13 protein-coding genes are annotated in these 15842 nt (G+C 68.5%); 8 read left to right on the top strand and 5 right to left on the bottom strand.

The features are described from left to right. Window positions 1-7 precede the first annotated feature (7 nt). Window positions 8-463: a MarR family winged helix-turn-helix transcriptional regulator gene (locus ACOZHM_RS05860; protein WP_421568136.1), complete on the bottom strand. Its 456-nt coding sequence runs from the start codon at window positions 461-463 to the stop codon at window positions 8-10. 127 nt (window positions 464-590) lie between these two features. Here ACOZHM_RS05860 and folE point away from each other — a divergent pair, with 127 nt between their 5' ends. The 4 genes from folE (at window position 591) to ACOZHM_RS05840 (ending at window position 6845) form a co-directional block, all read left to right on the top strand. After that, window positions 591-1193: a GTP cyclohydrolase I FolE gene (gene folE, locus ACOZHM_RS05855; protein ID WP_421568135.1), complete on the top strand. Its 603-nt coding sequence runs from the start codon at window positions 591-593 to the stop codon at window positions 1191-1193. 94 nt (window positions 1194-1287) lie between these two features. After that, a complete protein-coding gene (locus tag ACOZHM_RS05850) occupies window positions 1288-2757 on the top strand; it encodes a DUF3375 domain-containing protein (protein WP_421568133.1) in 1470 nt (489 codons plus the stop codon). Then, window positions 2744-3445, top strand: coding sequence for a DUF4194 domain-containing protein (locus tag ACOZHM_RS05845; protein ID WP_421568132.1), 702 nt, complete (start codon window positions 2744-2746; stop codon window positions 3443-3445). The genes ACOZHM_RS05850 and ACOZHM_RS05845 overlap by 14 nt, the downstream gene beginning before the upstream one ends. 19 nt (window positions 3446-3464) lie before the next feature. Next, window positions 3465-6845, top strand: coding sequence for an ATP-binding protein (locus ACOZHM_RS05840; RefSeq protein ID WP_421568130.1), 3381 nt, complete (start codon window positions 3465-3467; stop codon window positions 6843-6845). A 36-nt stretch (window positions 6846-6881) separates the two neighbouring features. Here the strand turns inward: ACOZHM_RS05840 and ACOZHM_RS05835 are convergent, their stop codons facing one another. Beyond that, complete coding sequence (locus ACOZHM_RS05835; protein WP_421568129.1) at window positions 6882-7658, bottom strand: sulfite exporter TauE/SafE family protein; 777 nt, start codon at window positions 7656-7658, stop codon at window positions 6882-6884. Window positions 7659-7717: 59 nt separating this feature from the next. Between ACOZHM_RS05835 and ACOZHM_RS05830 the strand changes: the two genes are divergently transcribed. Beyond that, complete coding sequence (locus tag ACOZHM_RS05830; protein WP_421568127.1) at window positions 7718-8107, top strand: YchJ family metal-binding protein; 390 nt, start codon at window positions 7718-7720, stop codon at window positions 8105-8107. Here ACOZHM_RS05830 and ACOZHM_RS05825 read toward each other — a convergent pair. Then, window positions 8086-9390: a GGDEF domain-containing protein gene (locus ACOZHM_RS05825; RefSeq protein WP_421568126.1), complete on the bottom strand. Its 1305-nt coding sequence runs from the start codon at window positions 9388-9390 to the stop codon at window positions 8086-8088. The genes ACOZHM_RS05830 and ACOZHM_RS05825 overlap by 22 nt on opposite strands. 170 nt (window positions 9391-9560) lie before the next feature. Between ACOZHM_RS05825 and egtB the strand changes: the two genes are divergently transcribed. From egtB to ACOZHM_RS05810, 3 genes are read left to right on the top strand one after another with little or no spacing between them, the layout of a single operon-like run. Further along, window positions 9561-10856, top strand: a complete 1296-nt coding sequence (gene egtB, locus ACOZHM_RS05820; RefSeq protein ID WP_421568125.1) for an ergothioneine biosynthesis protein EgtB — start codon at window positions 9561-9563, stop codon at window positions 10854-10856. Continuing rightward, window positions 10853-11827: an L-histidine N(alpha)-methyltransferase gene (gene egtD, locus ACOZHM_RS05815; RefSeq protein ID WP_421568124.1), complete on the top strand. Its 975-nt coding sequence runs from the start codon at window positions 10853-10855 to the stop codon at window positions 11825-11827. Before egtB ends, egtD begins: the two co-directional genes overlap by 4 nt. Before the next feature lie 55 nt (window positions 11828-11882). Beyond that, window positions 11883-14060 carry a lytic murein transglycosylase gene (locus tag ACOZHM_RS05810; RefSeq protein WP_421568123.1) on the top strand — a complete coding sequence of 726 codons (2178 nt, stop codon included), beginning with the start codon at window positions 11883-11885 and terminating at the stop codon, window positions 14058-14060. Between the two features lie 12 nt (window positions 14061-14072). On the opposite strand, the gene ACOZHM_RS05805 is transcribed toward ACOZHM_RS05810, so the two are convergent. Continuing rightward, a complete protein-coding gene (locus tag ACOZHM_RS05805; RefSeq protein WP_421568122.1) occupies window positions 14073-15266 on the bottom strand; it encodes a benzoate/H(+) symporter BenE family transporter in 1194 nt (397 codons plus the stop codon). Between the two features lie 229 nt (window positions 15267-15495). Further along, on the bottom strand, window positions 15496-15842 hold a 347-nt coding region (locus ACOZHM_RS05800), incomplete at its 5' end, for a hypothetical protein (protein WP_421568121.1).

Genomic DNA, 15842 nt, shown 5'->3' with positions numbered 1-15842 from the left:
CAGCGGCTTACGTCACGCGGTCGGACGCCTCGGCCAGCAGCTTCCAGAGCTTCAGGACCGTGCGCAGTTCCTCGGTGGACAGCTCGCCGAACACGTCCTGGCGCAGGCCGATCAACTGGGCCTCCAGCTCGCTGACCAGGGCCTCGCCCTTGTCGGTCAGCCACAGCAGGTTGGCGCGGCGGTCGCTGGCGTCGCATTCGCGGCGGACCAGCTCGCTGGCCGACAGCTTGTCCAGCAGGCGCACCAGCGAGGGGCCTTCCATGCCCAGCTGCTGGGCCAGCGTGACTTGGCGGATACCCCCGCCGGCGCGGCCGATCAGCAGCAGCGGCATGGTGCAGGCGGCCGAAATGCCGTAGCTGCCCAAGGCCTGGTCGGCCAAGCGCTGCCATTGCCGCCCTGAGTGGAGCAGGCCGGAGCTGAGCTGCATCTCCAGCTGGGTGCGTTCGTCGAGGGAGCGTTTCATGGCAGATAGATAGGATACTACTAATTTCTCTCCTATCAATACCCCGGCCCAACCGCAGCACAACGCCGGGGGACGCCCGGGGGGTCTGTCGGGTACGATGCTCGCCCCCCTTCGGGTGCTGTATGTAATGAGCAAACAAGACAACGACGCGACCCCGGTGACCCAGGACGAGGCCGAATCGGCCGTGCGCACCCTGCTGCGCTGGGCCGGTGAAGATCCCACCCGTGAAGGCCTGCTGGACACCCCGCGGCGCGTCGCCGAAGCGTATGGCGACTGGTTCAGCGGCTACCGCGACGACCCGCGCGCCTACATGGAGCGCACCTTCGAGGAAGTGGCCGGCTACGACGAACTGATCGTGCTGCGCGACATCGAGTACGAAAGCCACTGCGAACACCACATGGCGCCGATCATCGGCCGCGTCCACGTCGGCTACCTGCCGGCCGGCAAGGTGGTGGGCATCAGCAAGCTGGCCCGCGTGGTCGAGGCCTATGCCCGCCGCTTCCAGGTCCAGGAAAAGATGACCGCACAGATCGCCCAGTGCATTCAGGACGTGCTGCAGCCGATCGGCGTGGGCGTGGTGGTGGAAGGTGCGCACGAGTGCATGACCACCCGCGGCATCCACAAGCGTGGCGTGAGCATGGTCACCTCCAAGATGCTGGGCAGCTTCCGCGAAGATGCCCGCACCCGCGCCGAGTTCCTGCGTTTCATCGAAGTGGGCGGCAAGCGCTGAGACCCTCGCGCGCCCGGTACGCCTGTGCCGGGCCCATGCCCCTCCCGCTGCGCGGCGCCTGGCCGCGCGGCGTCTATCCGGATGTCCTGGCTGCATGAAGCACCGCGAACGCATCACCCGTTACCGCGCCCTGCGCGAACAGCCGCAGTGGAAGCTGCTGGCGGCCGCCAACGCCCCGGAGATCATCGGTCTGCTGCAGAGCCTGCTGATGGACGGCGAGCGCACCCTGCCGGCGGCAGCGCTGCACGAACGGCTGCAGCGCGCGTTGGACCAGCTCAACGGCGACGAGCTGTCGCGCGAGCTGCCGCGCACCGCGCAGGCCTACATCGCCCATTGGCTGGCGCAGGGCTGGCTGGAGCGGCGCCTGCCCGAGGGCGCCGACCAGGAGCAGTACGAGCTCTCCACCCAGGCGCTGCAGGCGATCCGTTTCGCCGACAGCCTGGAGCAGAGCCGCGTGGCGGCTACCGAAAGCCGGCTGGCGCTGGTCATCGAGCAGCTCTCGCAGCTGGCCGCGCAGACCGAATCGGACCCTGACGCCCGCCTGTCGGCGCTGCGCGACGAGCGCGACCGCATCGACGCGGAGATCGCGCGGGTCGGCGTGGGCCGTGTGGTAACCCTGGACGGCAAGCGCGCGCTGGAGCGGGCGCGGCAGATCATCGGCCTGGCCGACGACCTCACCGAAGACTTCCGCCGCGTCCGCGACGACTTCGAACGGCTCAACCGCGAGTTCCGCGAACGCATCATCGACGACGAGAGCGAGCGCGGCGACGTGCTGTCCCGGCTGTTCGAGGGCGTGGACGTGATCGGCGACAGCGACGCCGGGCGCAGCTTCCAGGCGTTCTGGCGGCTGCTCAACGACGCCGAACAGAGCGCCCAGCTGGATGCGGCGCTGGAGACCGTGCTCGCGCGCGGTTTCGCCCGCAAGCTGGACCGCGACGAGCGCGCCTTCCTGCGCGGCTTCACCGGCACCATGCTCGACCGCGGCGGCCAGGTTCACGACGTCCTGCAGCACTTCGCCCGCAGCCTGCGCGGCTTCGTGCAGAGCCGTGGCTATCTGGAACAGCGCCGGCTCAACCAGCTGCTCAAGCAGGCGCAGTCCGAGGCATTGGCGCTGCGTGATGAATTCACCGCGCAGCGTCCCATCGGCCGTGACCTGCAGTTGACCACCAGCCGCCTGCGCTCGTGGTCGCAGTGGAAGCTGCACGATCCACGCAGCGCCCATGTCGATGGCAGCGTGCAGCGCAACGATGCCGCCAGCATCTCGCTGGAAAGCGTTGGTGATCTGGTGGCCTCGTCGGAGATCGACTTCCGCACGCTGCGCCGCGACCTGCACGACCTGCTGGCCATTCAACCGAAGCTGAGCATCGCCCAGGCCCTGTCGCAGCGCGAAGCGCCGCAGGGACTAGGCAGCGTGATCGGCTACCTGTCGCTGGGCACGCGCCATGGCACGGTGGTGGAAGGCGAACAGGAAACCGCGCATTGGCGCGGCGGCGATGGACAGTGGCGGCGGGCCCGTATTCCGTTGGTTTGGTTCACCCAGGAGAAACGCCATGAGCTGGCATGAAGATTCCAACGAGGCCCCGCCGGTCGACGGCGCCGCACACGAGCTGGACGACGAGCCGGTCGTGGTCACGCCGCTGCCGCGGCGGAACAACGATGTGTACTACCTGGGCGACACCGGGCGCCTGCCGCTGGATGGGCGCCGCGCGCTGTGCCAGCTGTTGATCGGCCCCAGCATCGACCAGACGCGCCACGCCAAGCTGTGGCCGGCCCTGATCCGCAACGAGGCGGCCATCCGCTCCTCGCTGGCCGACCTGTTCCTGGAACTGGTGCTGGACCGCGACAGCGGCGTGGCCTTCACCCGCCAGGCCGACACCGAAGATGTCGAAGCGCCGGTGCTGCTGCGCAGCTCGCCGCTGACCTTCATCGACTCGGTGCTGCTGCTGTACCTGCGCCAGCAGTTGGCCGAGGCGGACGCGCGCGGCAACCGCGCCGTCGTGGCCGACACCGAGATGGCCGAAGCCCTGGCCATCTATGAGAAGAACCTCTCCACCGACCGCGCCGGCTTCAATCGCCGCGTCGCGTCTGCCGTGCAGAAGATGAAAGAGAACCACATCCTGACCCGCCTGGCGGGCCAGGAAGACCGGCACGAAGTGTCGCCCGCACTGAAGCTGCTGTTCTCCGCCGAAGATGTCTCCGCACTCTCGTCGGTGTACCGCCAGCTGCGCGACACCCCCGCTGCCAACGCCTGAACGGAACGACCGACAACGCATGGCCATCTCCAAGAACACTCCCGCCCTGTTTACCGAAGGGCTGCCGGATCCGCGCCAGCAGCAGTTCCGCATGCGGCGCCTGCAGGTCCATAACTGGGGCACCTTCAACGGCCTGACCGAAGTGCCGATCGCCGAGCGCGGCTTCCTGTTCGTCGGCCGTTCCGGCTCGGGCAAGTCGACCCTGCTCGACGCCATGTCGGCCATGCTGGTGCCGCCGTCCATCGTCGACTTCAACGCGGCCGCGCGCGAAGCCGAACGCAGCGGGCGCGACCGCAACCTGGTGTCGTACGTGCGCGGCGCATGGGCCGACCAGCAGGACCGCGGCACCGGCGAGATCGCCACCCAGTACCTGCGCAAGGGCGCGACCTGGACCGCCGTGGTGCTGGAGTACCGCGCCGGCGATGGCCGTGTGGTCAGCCTGGTGCGGCTGTTCTGGATCGCCGGCAACGGCGCGGCGGCGGCCGACGTGCGCAAGCACTACCTGATCGCCGAGCGGCCCTTCGATATCGCCAAGGACCTGGGCGGCTTCGATCTGGATCTGCGCAAGCTCAAGCAGCGCTTGGGCGACGTGCACCATTTCGACAGCTTCACCGGCTATGCCGAGCGCTTCCGCCACCTGCTGGGCATCGACAATGAAATGGCGCTGCGCCTGCTTCACAAGACGCAGTCGGCCAAGAACCTGGGCGACCTGAACGTCTTCCTGCGCGATTTCATGCTGGATACGCCCAAGACCTTCGATGCCGCCGAACGGCTGGTCAGCGATTTCGCGGAACTGGATGGCGCGCACAAGTCCGTGGTCACCGCGCGGCTGCAGGTCGAGACGCTGTTGCCGGCGCGCGCGCTGCACGCCGAGCTGAAGTCGATGAACCTTCAGCGTGCCGACGAAGAGACCCTGAAGCTGGGCCTGGACAGCTTCCGCGAATCGCGCCTGCAGCTGTTGCTGGAGAAGCGGCTGCAGGAAATCGACGTACGCAACCGCGGGCTGCAGGGCGAAGAAGCCCAGCGCCGGCAGGCCCTGGGCAACCATGAGGAGCACCTGGCCGAGCTGGAGCTGCAGCGGCGCCAGCAGGGCGGCGAGCGCATCGAAGAACTCGAACGCGAACAGGGGCGTGCCCAGGCAGAGCAGGATCGCCGGCAGTCCAAGCGCGAGCAGGCCCGCCAGGCGGCGGCAAAGCTGCAGAACGAACTTCCCGAGGATGCCCATGGCTTCGCCGCGCTGATCGGGCGCGCCCAAGGCGAACTCGACAACCGCCAGCAGGCGGCGGCAGCGCTCGACGATGCGATTGCCGAGCGCCAGGCCGGCAAGCAGGACGATACGCGCCGTTTCGCCGATGTCCGCGCGGAACTGGAGGCGATGGAGCGCAACCCTTCCAGCATTCCTGCGCCGCTGCAGAAGCTGCGCAGCCGGATGGCCGAAGAGACCGGCGTGCCCGAGGCGGCGCTGCCGTTCGTGGGCGAGTTGATCCAGGTCCACGAGGACCAGGCCGCCTGGCAGGGCGCCATCGAGCGCGTGCTGTTCGGCTTCGCGCAATCGCTGCTGGTCGAAGATAAGCACTACAACGAGGTCAACGCCTGGGTGAATCGCACCCAGCTTGGCATGCGGCTGACCTACTACCGCGTGCGCCGCAACGATGACGCGATCGCGCGTTCGCCGTCGGCACGTTCGCTGCTTCACAAGCTGGAGCTGCGCAACAGCGTGTTCGAGCCGTGGCTGCGCCGCGAGCTGGGCAAGCGCTTCGACTACGAGTGCGTGGATGCCAAGCAGCTGCGCGACGTCGAACGCGGCATCTCGCGCGAAGGCCAGGTCAAGCATCCCGGTGACCGCTTCGAGAAGGATGACCGCAGCGCGATCGGCGACCGTCGCCGTTGGCTGCTGGGCTTCAACAACCAGGAAAAGCTGGCGCTGTTCCGCCGCGAGGCGCAGGAACTGGCGCAACGCATCGCGGCCTGCGACGAAGACGTGGTGCGGCTGCGTGGCCAGCGCGACCTCGACAACGAGCGTCGCCTGGCCTGCCACCAGCTGGTGAACGTGGTGTGGGAAGAGGTGGACGTCGCCACGACGGTCCAGCGCCTGCAGGACATTGTCACCGCATTGCGCGAGCTGCGCGAGGGCAATGCCGACCTGGCCCGCCTGGCGCAGCAGATCGACCAGGCCCGCGCGGACATCGTCCAGGCGCGGCGCACCTACGAAGACACCCGCGTGGAGCTCATCCAGCTCTCGCGCGAACGCGACAAGCTCGATGCCCAGCGTCAGCGCAGCCGTGCGCTGGTGCTGCCGGCACTGGGCGCCACGCAGGAGGCCGGGCTCAAGAAACGCCTGGACGCCTTCGGCGGGCTCAGCCTGGAAACGCTCGAATCGCACATGCGCGAGATCAGCAAGGGCATCAACGAGAGCCTGGCGTCGTCCCAGCAGGACGTGCACCGGGTCGAGACCCAGCTGGTGGCCTGCTTCCGGCGCTTCGCGCAGGCGTGGCCGGAAGAGTCCGGCGACTTCACCGCCTCGGTGGCGTCGGCCGACGACTTCCTGGCCCGCCTGCAGCGGCTGGAGCGTGATGGCCTGCCGCAGCATGAGGAACGCTTCTTCGACCTGCTGCAGAACCAGAGCAAGAACAACCTGCTGGCCCTGCAGCGGCACAGCGCCGAGGCGCGCAAGTCGATCGGCCAGCGCCTGGACGAGGTCAATGCGTCGCTGGAGCAGGTGCCCTTCAACCGCGGCACGCTGCTGACCATCGAACTCAGCGACCGGCGCCTGCCGGAAGTGCTCGAGTTCCACCAGCACCTGCGCGAAGTGCTGTCGCATCACCAGACCGAAGAGCGCGATGTCGCCGAGACCCAGTTCGCCGTGCTGCGTGAGCTGGTCAAGCGGCTGGGGTCGCAGGAAGGCGAGGACCGGCGCTGGCGCGAGAACGTGCTCGACGTGCGCCTGCATGTGGAGTTCATCGGCGTCGAGCTGGACGCCGCCACCCGCCAGCAGGTCGAGATATACCGCAGCGGCGCCGGCAAGTCCGGTGGGCAGCGGCAGAAGCTGGCCACCACCTGCCTGGCGGCCGCGCTGCGCTACCAGCTGGGCGGCGCCGACAGCCAGTTGCCCAGTTATGCCGCCGTGGTGCTGGACGAAGCGTTCGACAAGGCCGACAACGAGTTCACCGCCCTGGCGATGAACATCTTCGAGAACTTCGGCTTCCAGATGGTGGTGGCCACCCCGCTGAAGTCGGTGATGACGCTGGAGCCCTTCATCGGTGGCGCCTGCTTCGTCGAGATCAGCGGCCGGCATGACTCCGGTGTGCTGCTGATCGAGTACGACGAAGAAGGCAAGCGGCTCAAACTGCCCGAGCGCACCCGCGCCGTGGCAGAGGTCGAGGTCGAGGTCGAGGACTGATCGGGCTCGAGGGCTCGAGGGCCCGGGGCACGTCGCCTAGCCGGCGAACGTGTCCCAGCCCATCCGGGCGATCAGCACCACCACCAGGCCCACGAACAGCTTGCGGATGAACGGCGTGCCGCCGCGCAGCGCCAGCCGGGTGCCGACCACCGAGCCGATGATGTTGGCCGTGGCCATCGGAATCGCGAACAGCCACAGGATGTTGCCGGTCGGCACGAAGAACGAGATCGCCGCGACGTTGGTCGCCAGGTTCACCACCTTCGAGGCGGCCGAGGCGCGCAGGAAGTCCAACCCGAAGAAGCGCACGAACAGGAAGATCAGGAAGCTGCCGGTACCCGGGCCGAAGAAGCCGTCGTAGAAGCCGATCACCGCGCCGATGGCCAGCGCCGTGGCGAGCTCCTTGCGGCCGATCTCGCGCGGCCGGTGCAGGGCGCCGAAGTCCTTCTTCCACAGCGTGTAGCCCAGCATCGCCACCAGCAGCACCAGCACCAGCGGTCGCACCGCGTCCTTGGGCAGCAGGCTGACTGCCGTTGCGCCCGCGAACGAGAACACGAAGGCGGTTGCCGCCGCGAACAGCACCGGCCGCCAGGGGAAGCGCACATTGCGCGCATAGCGGAACGCCGCTGCCGCGGTGCCGAACATCGAACTGAACTTGTTGGTGCCGAACAGCATCGCGGGCGTGTGCTGCGGCAGCACTGTGAACAACCCGGGCAACTGCACCAGCCCGCCGCCACCCACCGCAGCGTCGACCAGACCGGCGATGAAGGCGATCGCCACCAACCACAACAGCTCAGGGGGAACCAGCTCGAACACGGCAGGGCATCGCGGCGGAAAGCGCGCCAGCATACGCCTCCTCGCGGCACAATACGCCCATGACCCATGTTGATCCCTGTCCCTGTGGCCTCCCGATGGCCTATGGCGCGTGCTGCGGCCGCTTCCATGCCGGTGAAGCCGCGCCCGACGCCGAGGCGCTGATGCGCTCGCGCTACAGCGCCTATGTGAAGCAGCTGCCGGAGTACCTGCTGGCAAGCTGGCATGCCAGCACCCGTCCCGAATCGCTGTCGCTGGATGAACCGGCCGGGCAGCGCACGCGCTGGCTGGGCCTGACCGTGCACGAACACACCTTGAGCGACGCCGATCACGCCCAGGTGCGCTTCACCGCGCGCTACCGGATCGGCGGCGGCAGCGCGGTCAAGATGCAGGAGCACAGCCGCTTCGTCCGCGAGGACGGCCGCTGGTTCTACCTCGACGCGCTGTCCTGAGCCATCCCACCGCGTACCGCCAGCACCCGCTGCTGGCCGTGCGCGCGCACGCAGTTGCGGCCGGCATCCTTGGCCGCGTACAACGCCCGGTCGGCGGCCTTGATCACCGCCTGCGGGGTATCGCCCACGCCGCTGTCGGCCATGCCGATGCTCACTGTGACCTGCACCACCGTGCCGCCGCCCCCCGCACCGCGCTGCAGGCGCCCGACCGCGTCGTCGCGCGCGCGCGCGGCCCGGTCGCGCACGGTCAGCCGCGCACCTTCCACCGCCGCCCGGATCGCCTCGATCGCGTCCACGCAGGCAGCGCCCGGCCGGTCCAGGAAGACCAGCGCGAACTCCTCGCCGCCATAGCGGAAGGCCCGGCCCCCATCGCCTACCGTGGCCAGCCGCGCCGCCACCAGCTTCAGCACATCGTCGCCGGTGTCGTGGCCATGGGTATCGTTGAACGCCTTGAAGTGATCCACATCGACCATCGCAATCGTGTACGTGCTGCCCACCCGCTGCAGGCATTCGTTCAGGGCGCGGCGCCCCGGCAGCCCGGTCAGCTCATCGCGGAAGGCCATGTGGAACGACTCCTGCAGCATCGCCGCGATCACCAGCAGCAACGCTGCACTGGTCAGTGCGGGCAGCAGCGAAGGCACCCGGAAGGCGCGCGGCAGCATCAGCCACAGCACCAGCAGCGCGACCAGCATCGCCGTATGCAGGGGGCGCGGCGTGCGCACCGCCTGTACCGTCAACACCGCCGCCGCACCCACGAAGGCCAGGCTCGGCAGCTGCGCCAATGCGCTCCAGCCGGTAGGAAGCCACGGCCAGTGCCGGTTCGACAGCAGGTCGTGCATGCCCTGCGGCGCCTGCATCGCCAGCAGTGCGAACACGCCCACTCCTGTTGCGCCCAGCGCGATGCGCAGCAGCAGGTCCTGGCGCAGCCGCCCGCGCTCGGGCCACACGCCATACGCCAGGAACGCCACCGGCAGCCACAGCGACACCGCATGGAACAGCAGCGGCGTATACGCCGACACCGCACCGGTGTGCTGAAAATTGCCGACCAGCCCATGCAGCAGCGCGAAGGCCAGGGCAATCGCCAGCAGCAGGCACACGGCACGCACGCGGGTGTAGCTCAGCGCCAGGCCCATGCCCAGGCAGGTCAGCACCAGCGGCAGGATGCGATGTACCGGACTGCCGACCTCGGCATCCAGCGTGGCCGACCACACCAGCAGGCCCACCAGCAGTGCGGGCAGCAGGAACAGATAGTGGCCGGGCTGGCGTAACAGGTGATTCCGCAAGACGGTTCCACAAAACGGGCCGGCGCGTCATGGCTGCGTCGTGCAGGCCCGACCGCGCAGGCGAAGGTCTTACCCGGTAACGGCCAGTGCCTATTCAACTTGAGCGGTGTAACAGGATGTGAGCCGGGCCATGACGTCGCGCTCACTGGGGCTCGTCGATCCTGATCGCGATGAACGCCGTCGTAGCCCCGTCTCCTGCCGCCACCCCCACCGCCGTCACCGCGCTGGCCACCCGCTATGCCCGCGTGCGCGCGCGCAGCGTGGCGCTCGCCGCACCGCTCAGCGCCGAAGATGCGATGGTGCAGAGCATGCCGGACGCCAGCCCGGCCAAGTGGCACCTGGCCCACACCAGCTGGTTCTTCGAACGCTTCGTGCTGGCCACCCAGCCCGACTACGCCCCGTTCAATGCCGACTGGCATTACCTGTTCAACAGCTACTACCAGAGCATCGGGCCCGCCCATGCGCGTCCGCAGCGTGGCCTGCTGTCGCGCCCGTCGCTGGAGGAGGTGCTGCAGTTCCGCCGCCACGTCGACCAGCGCGTGCTCGCGCTGCTGCAGGCCGATGCGCTGGACGAACAGGCGAAGCGGCAGCTGCTGCTGGGCCTGCACCACGAACAGCAGCACCAGGAACTGCTGCTCACCGATATCAAGCACGCCCTGTGGTCCAACCCGCTGCAGCCGGCGTACGACGCCGACCTGCCTCACAACGCCGGTATCGCGTCACCGCTGGCGTGGATCCACAGCCCCGAGCAGATCATCGAGATCGGCGCGCCCGCGTGGCCGGCCCATCCGGCGTTCGCCTATGACAACGAGTCCCCGGTACACCGCGTGCTGGTGCCGGCGCATGCCCTGGCGAATCGACCGGTCAGCAACGCCGAATACCGCTCCTTCATCGAGGCGGGCGGCTATCGCGAGCCGGGCTACTGGATGAGCGAAGGTTGGACCCTGTGCCAGCAGGAGCAGTGGCAGCATCCCCTGTATTGGGACGATGCGCTGGCGCGCGAGTTCACCCTGGCCGGCTGGCGTGCGCTGGATCCGGATGCACCGGTGTGCCATCTCAGCTACTTCGAGGCCGATGCGTACGCCCGCTGGGCGGGTGCGCGCCTGCCGACCGAGTTCGAGTGGGAGGCAGCCACGGCCGGGTACACCGCGGACGGCAACTTCGCCGACAGCGGCCGGCTGCATCCTGCCGCCGTGCAACAGAACGGCGCCGCCGGCCGCCACCTGCAGCTGTTCGGCGATGTCTGGGAATGGACCAGCAGCGCCTACGGCGCCTATCCCGGCTTCCGCACGTTCGAGGGCAACCTCGGCGAATACAACGGCAAGTTCATGTGCGGCCAGTGGATATTGCGTGGGGGCAGCTGCGCCACCCCGGCCGACCACATCCGCCCCAGCTACCGCAATTTCTTCGCGCCGTCGGCGCGTTGGCAGTTCGCCGGCATCCGCCTGGCAAAGGACGCAGCATGAGTACCGTCAGTGATGCCCTCGACGCGTTGACCGACCTGCAGCCGGACCGCGCCCGGATCACCGCCGACATCCTGCACGGCCTGTCCCAGCAGCCACGGCAGCTGCCCTCCAAGTATTTCTACGACGCTCGCGGCTCGCAGCTGTTCGAACAGATCACCCGGCAGCCCGAGTACTACCCCACGCGTACCGAGCTGCAGCTGCTGCAGTCGGTCTCGGCGGACATCGCGCGCGCCGTGGGCCCGCGACTGCATGTGGTGGAACTGGGCAGCGGCAGCGGCCGCAAGACCGAGCTGCTGCTGCATGCGTTGGCCGACCCGGTGGCCTACACCCCGATCGAAATCTCGCGCGCGGCCCTGCTCGACAGCGTCGCCCGGCTGGCAGAGGCACTGCCTGACATCGAGATGCTGCCGGTCTGCGCCGACTTCACCCGGCCGGTGGCGCTGCCCGAGCCCCAGCATGAGCCGGCACGGCGGCTGATGTTCTTCCCCGGCTCCACCCTCGGCAACTTCGCCCACGACGATGCGGTCGCGCTGCTGGATGTCATGCGCCAGACCATGGGGCCCAACGGCCTGGCCTTGATCGGCATCGACCTGCACAAGGACCCGGCGCTGATCGAGGCCGCCTACAACGATGCGGCCGGGGTCACTGCGGCGTTCACCGTTAATCTGCTGCGCCGGCTCAACCGCGAAATCGGCAGCGACTTCGACCTCGAGGGCTTCGAGCACCGCGCCCGTTACAGCGTGCCGCGCCTGCGCATCGAAACCGAGCTGGTCAGCCGCGCCGCCCAGCGCGTGCACGTCGCCGGGCGCGCATTCGATTTCGCCGAAGGCGAGGCGATGACGGTCGAATACAGCCACAAATACACCGACGCCTCGTTCGCTGCACTCGTCGCCCAGGCGGGCCTGCGCGTGCGCATGCAGTGGAATGCCCCGTCACCGGCATTCGGACTGCGCCTGCTGCAACCGGCCTGAACCGCGCGGCTTGCCGCTATGATGCAGATCCACTTGGCTGCAGGGATCCATGCCAATGAGGTTCATTTCCGTCGGGCTGCTGGGCGCGCTGACATTGGCCAGCGGCGCGGCCGTCGCCGCACCGCAGGACGACTTCGACCGCTGCCTGGCCACACTGCAGCCGCTCGCGCTCAAGCAGGGCGTCAGCGCCGCCGGCTTCACCCGGCTCACCGCAGGCCTGACGCCTGATCTGAGCGTGCTGCCGCTGCTGGATGCGCAGCCGGAGTTCACCACCCCGCTGTGGGACTACCTGGCCGCGCTGGTCGACACCCAGCGGGTGGATGACGGCCGCGCGCGACTGCTCCAGCATCGCGATCTGCTGGACCGCGTTTCCGCGCAGTACGGGGTCGATCCCGCCACCATCGTCGCCGTCTGGGGCGTGGAAAGTGATTACGGCCGGGTCTTCGGCAAGCGCCCGCTGCTGCAGTCGCTTTCGACCCTGTCCTGCAACGGCCGCCGCCAGGCGTTCTTCCGTGGCGAGCTGCTGGCCCTGCTCAAGCTGCTCGACGCCGGCGACCTGAGCGCCGACGGGCTCACCGGCTCCTGGGCCGGGGCGTTCGGCCACACCCAGTTCATGCCGTCCACCTATGCCCGCATCGCGGTGGATGGCGACGGCGATGGGCGCCGCGATCTGGTCGCCAGCATCCCCGACGCACTGGCCTCCACCGCCAATTATCTGAAGCAGGCCGGCTGGCGCACCGGCCAGCCGTGGGGCATCGAGGTGAAGCTGCCAGCCGGCTTCAACGCCAGCCTGGCCGGGCGCACCCAGCGCAAGCCGCTGGCCGACTGGCGCGCGCTCGGCATCGTTCCGGTGGGTGGCGGCGCGCTGGCCCCGGCCGGCCTGCCCTCCGACGCCAATGCCGCCCTGCTGCTGCCGACGGGTGCCAAGGGCCCGGCTTGGCTGGTGTTCCGCAACTACGACGCGATCTACGCCTACAACGCCGCCGAGAGTTATGCGCTGGCGATCGCCACCCTGGCCGACCGCCTGCGCGGCGGGCCGGGCATCGTCGCGGCCTGGCCGACCGACGATCCCGGCATCGGCCGCACCGAGCGGCGTGAGCTGCAGACCCTGCTGCTGGCCCGGGGCCACGACATCGGCGTCGCCGATGGCATGGTCGGCACCGCCACCCGTCGCGCCATCCAGGTCGAACAGCAGGCGCTGGGCTGGCCCACCCCGGACGGCCGTGCCGGCCAACGCATCCTGACCGCCCTGCGCAGCGCGCCCCCTCTTCCAAAGCCCACCACCGCCATGCCCGACAGCACCGTGTTCTCCCTGCCGCCCAACCATGCCCAGCTGGTGCAGTCCCCGGCCGCACCCAGCGCCGCGCTGCCGAAGCTGGAGGGGCTGAGCATCGTCGACATCCAGGGCTTCCCGGCCTGGAAGGTGGAAACGCCGCTGGCCAGCGCGGCCATCTCGGTCTTCGGCGGGCAGCTGCTGTCCTTCATTCCCAAGGGCGGCCAGGACGTCCTGTGGCTGTCGCCCACCGCCCAGGCGCTGCCGACCCCCATCCGGGGCGGCAGCCCGGTGTGCTGGCCGTACTTCGGCAAGCAGGGGCAGGGCGGTGACGTGCCCTCGCACGGCTTCGTGCGCAACCTGCCGTGGACCCTGCAGAGCGCGCAGCGCGAGGCCGACGGCACCGTGGTGCTGACGCTGGCGCCGCCCACCCTGGAGAACCTGGACCTGCGCCTGAGCATGCAGCTGCGCATCGGCCACACCCTCGAGCAGCGGCTGACCACCGAAAACACCGGGCGTCAGCCGGTCACCTTCACCCAGGCCCTGCACAACTACTTCCGGGTCAGCGACGCCATGCGGGTCAGCGTGTCCGGCCTGGACGGCCTGAGCTACCTCGACAAGTTCGAGAACTACGCCACCCCGCGCATCCAGCAGGGCGACTGGTCGCTCAACGACCCGCGGGACCCGGGCCGTAGCGACCGCATCTATACCCAGGCCGGCGGTCGCTATGTACTGAAGGACCCGGGCCTGAAGCGCAGCATCGAGATCACCACCCAGGGCAGCCGCTCGCTGGTGGCCTGGAACCCGGGCGAAGCCGGCGCGGCGAAGATGGCCGACGTCGGCGCCGGCTGGAAGCACTACGTCTGCCTGGAGGCGGCCAACGCCGGCCCCGATGTGGTCACCCTGGCGCCCGGCGCGCGGCACAGCCTGGTGCAGACCTTCCGCATCCTGCCTTTGTAAGCCCCGCAGGACTCAGGGAACGGCGGGCGCGCGCGGTCGTAACGCCACCAGGCAGATGCCGCCGGCCACCAGGCCCCAGAACGCCGAGCCGATCCCGGCCAGCGACAGGCCCGAGGCGGTCACCAGAAAGGTGACCAGGGCGGCCTCGCGGTCGGCCTCCTCGCGCAGCGCCATCGCAAGGCTGTTGGCGATCGTGCCGAACAACGCGATACCGGCCACGCAGGCCACCAGTTCCTTGGGGAAGGCGGCGAACACCGCCGCCACCGTGGCGCCGAACAGGCCCACCACCATATAGAAGGCGCCGGCGGCCACCGCGGCGGTGTAACGCCGGGCCGGATCCTCATGTGCCTCGCGCCCCATGCAGATCGCCGCCGTGATCGCCGCCAGGTTGAGGCCATAGGCGCCAAACGGCGCCAACACCGTATTGACCACCCCGATCCAGCCGATGACGGGAGAGATAGGCGTGTCGTATCCCGACGCACGGATCACCGCCACGCCCGGAATGTTCTGCGAGGCCATGGTGACCACGAACAGGGGCAGGGCGATGCCGAACACCGCCGGCCAGGACAGGGTGGGCCAGGTGAACACCGGCATCGCCAGTTCCACCCGCAGCTGCTCGGCATGCAGCAGGCCCTGGGAGGCGGCAACGCCCACCCCGACCAGCAGCGTGGCGATCACCGCATAGCGTGGGAACAACCGGCGTCCCACCAGCCAGGTGGCGAACATCGCCAGCGCCATGCCCAGCTGCGTCCCCATGGAGACGAACACATCCAGCCCGAAGCGCAGCAGCACGCCGGCCAGCATGCCGGCGGCCAGCGCCATCGGCACGCGGCGCATCACCTTGGCGAACACGCCGGAGAAGCCAGCCAACATGCCCAGCACCGCGGCAAGGACGAATGCCCCGATGGCGTCGCTGTAGGCCACCGCGCCGGAACCGACCACCAGCATTGCCGCACCCGGCGTCGACCATGCAGTCACGACCGGCATGCGGTAGCGCAGTGACAGGCCAATACACGTCACGCCCATGCCCAGACCCAGCGCCCACATCCATGACGCGATCTGCGCCTGCGTTGCACCGACAGCCTGCGCGGCCTGGAACACGATCACCGCAGAGCTGGCGAAGCCCACCAGCACCGTAATGAAGCCTGCGACCACGGCGGGCAATGAGAGATCGCGCAACAACGAACGCTTGGCAACCGCAGACATGACGCATGCTTCCCTGATGACAAGAACCTGCATTGTTGGCAGCCCTGCGCAGCACGCGCAACGCGCGTGCTGCGCATTCGCGGTGTTGCCGAAGCACGTGTGGATGACGCAGCGATGAAAACTTTCAGAAAAGTCTTGACGAATTCTGAGAAGTCTTTAGTATTCGCTCCCTCGCTGCGACGCGGTCTTCACCCCGGTGAACACCAAGCCAAAGCGGCGGCAACATCCTTCAAACGAAGGTGTTGACGGAAACGAAAAGCCTGACATAATAGGCGGCTCGCTTCGACGAAAAGACCTCCGGGTCGCACGACGAAGCAGCATCGGCAACAACGTCCACTTCGGTGAGGCGGCCCTCGAAAAAGGGTGTTGACGAAGCGGAAAAGCCGGCTATAATGGGCGGCTCGCAACGACGGAAACGTCGGGGCACACGGAGGAAGGCGCTGAGGCCAACTCCCAAGTTCTTTGACAGTATGCGCAGGTATCTTGTGAAGGCGCCTGCAGGAAGGATGTATGTCCATCTTGCAGACGTTTGATCAAGCAACATATCAATTGTTTTAAAGCAAGCGAAACGTTGCC

The sequence above is a fragment of the Stenotrophomonas sp. PD6 genome (assembly GCF_049199305.1).
Classification (GTDB): domain Bacteria; phylum Pseudomonadota; class Gammaproteobacteria; order Xanthomonadales; family Xanthomonadaceae; genus Stenotrophomonas.
The sequence above is the reverse complement of the archived record's forward strand: the minus strand, read 5'-3'. Positions and strand labels throughout refer to the sequence as shown.

Coding starts and splice junctions, on each gene's coding strand:
- ACOZHM_RS05850 (WP_421568133.1), top strand. CDS start 1,288: ATGAAGCACCGCGAACGCATCACCCGTTACCGCGCCCTGCGCGAACAG.
- ACOZHM_RS05860 (WP_421568136.1), bottom strand. CDS start 463: ATGAAACGCTCCCTCGACGAACGCACCCAGCTGGAGATGCAGCTCAGC.
- ACOZHM_RS05805 (WP_421568122.1), bottom strand. CDS start 15,266: ATGTCTGCGGTTGCCAAGCGTTCGTTGTTGCGCGATCTCTCATTGCCC.
- folE (WP_421568135.1), top strand. CDS start 591: ATGAGCAAACAAGACAACGACGCGACCCCGGTGACCCAGGACGAGGCC.
- ACOZHM_RS05830 (WP_421568127.1), top strand. CDS start 7,718: ATGACCCATGTTGATCCCTGTCCCTGTGGCCTCCCGATGGCCTATGGC.
- egtD (WP_421568124.1), top strand. CDS start 10,853: ATGAGTACCGTCAGTGATGCCCTCGACGCGTTGACCGACCTGCAGCCG.
- egtB (WP_421568125.1), top strand. CDS start 9,561: ATGAACGCCGTCGTAGCCCCGTCTCCTGCCGCCACCCCCACCGCCGTC.
- ACOZHM_RS05845 (WP_421568132.1), top strand. CDS start 2,744: ATGAGCTGGCATGAAGATTCCAACGAGGCCCCGCCGGTCGACGGCGCC.
- ACOZHM_RS05840 (WP_421568130.1), top strand. CDS start 3,465: ATGGCCATCTCCAAGAACACTCCCGCCCTGTTTACCGAAGGGCTGCCG.
- ACOZHM_RS05810 (WP_421568123.1), top strand. CDS start 11,883: ATGAGGTTCATTTCCGTCGGGCTGCTGGGCGCGCTGACATTGGCCAGC.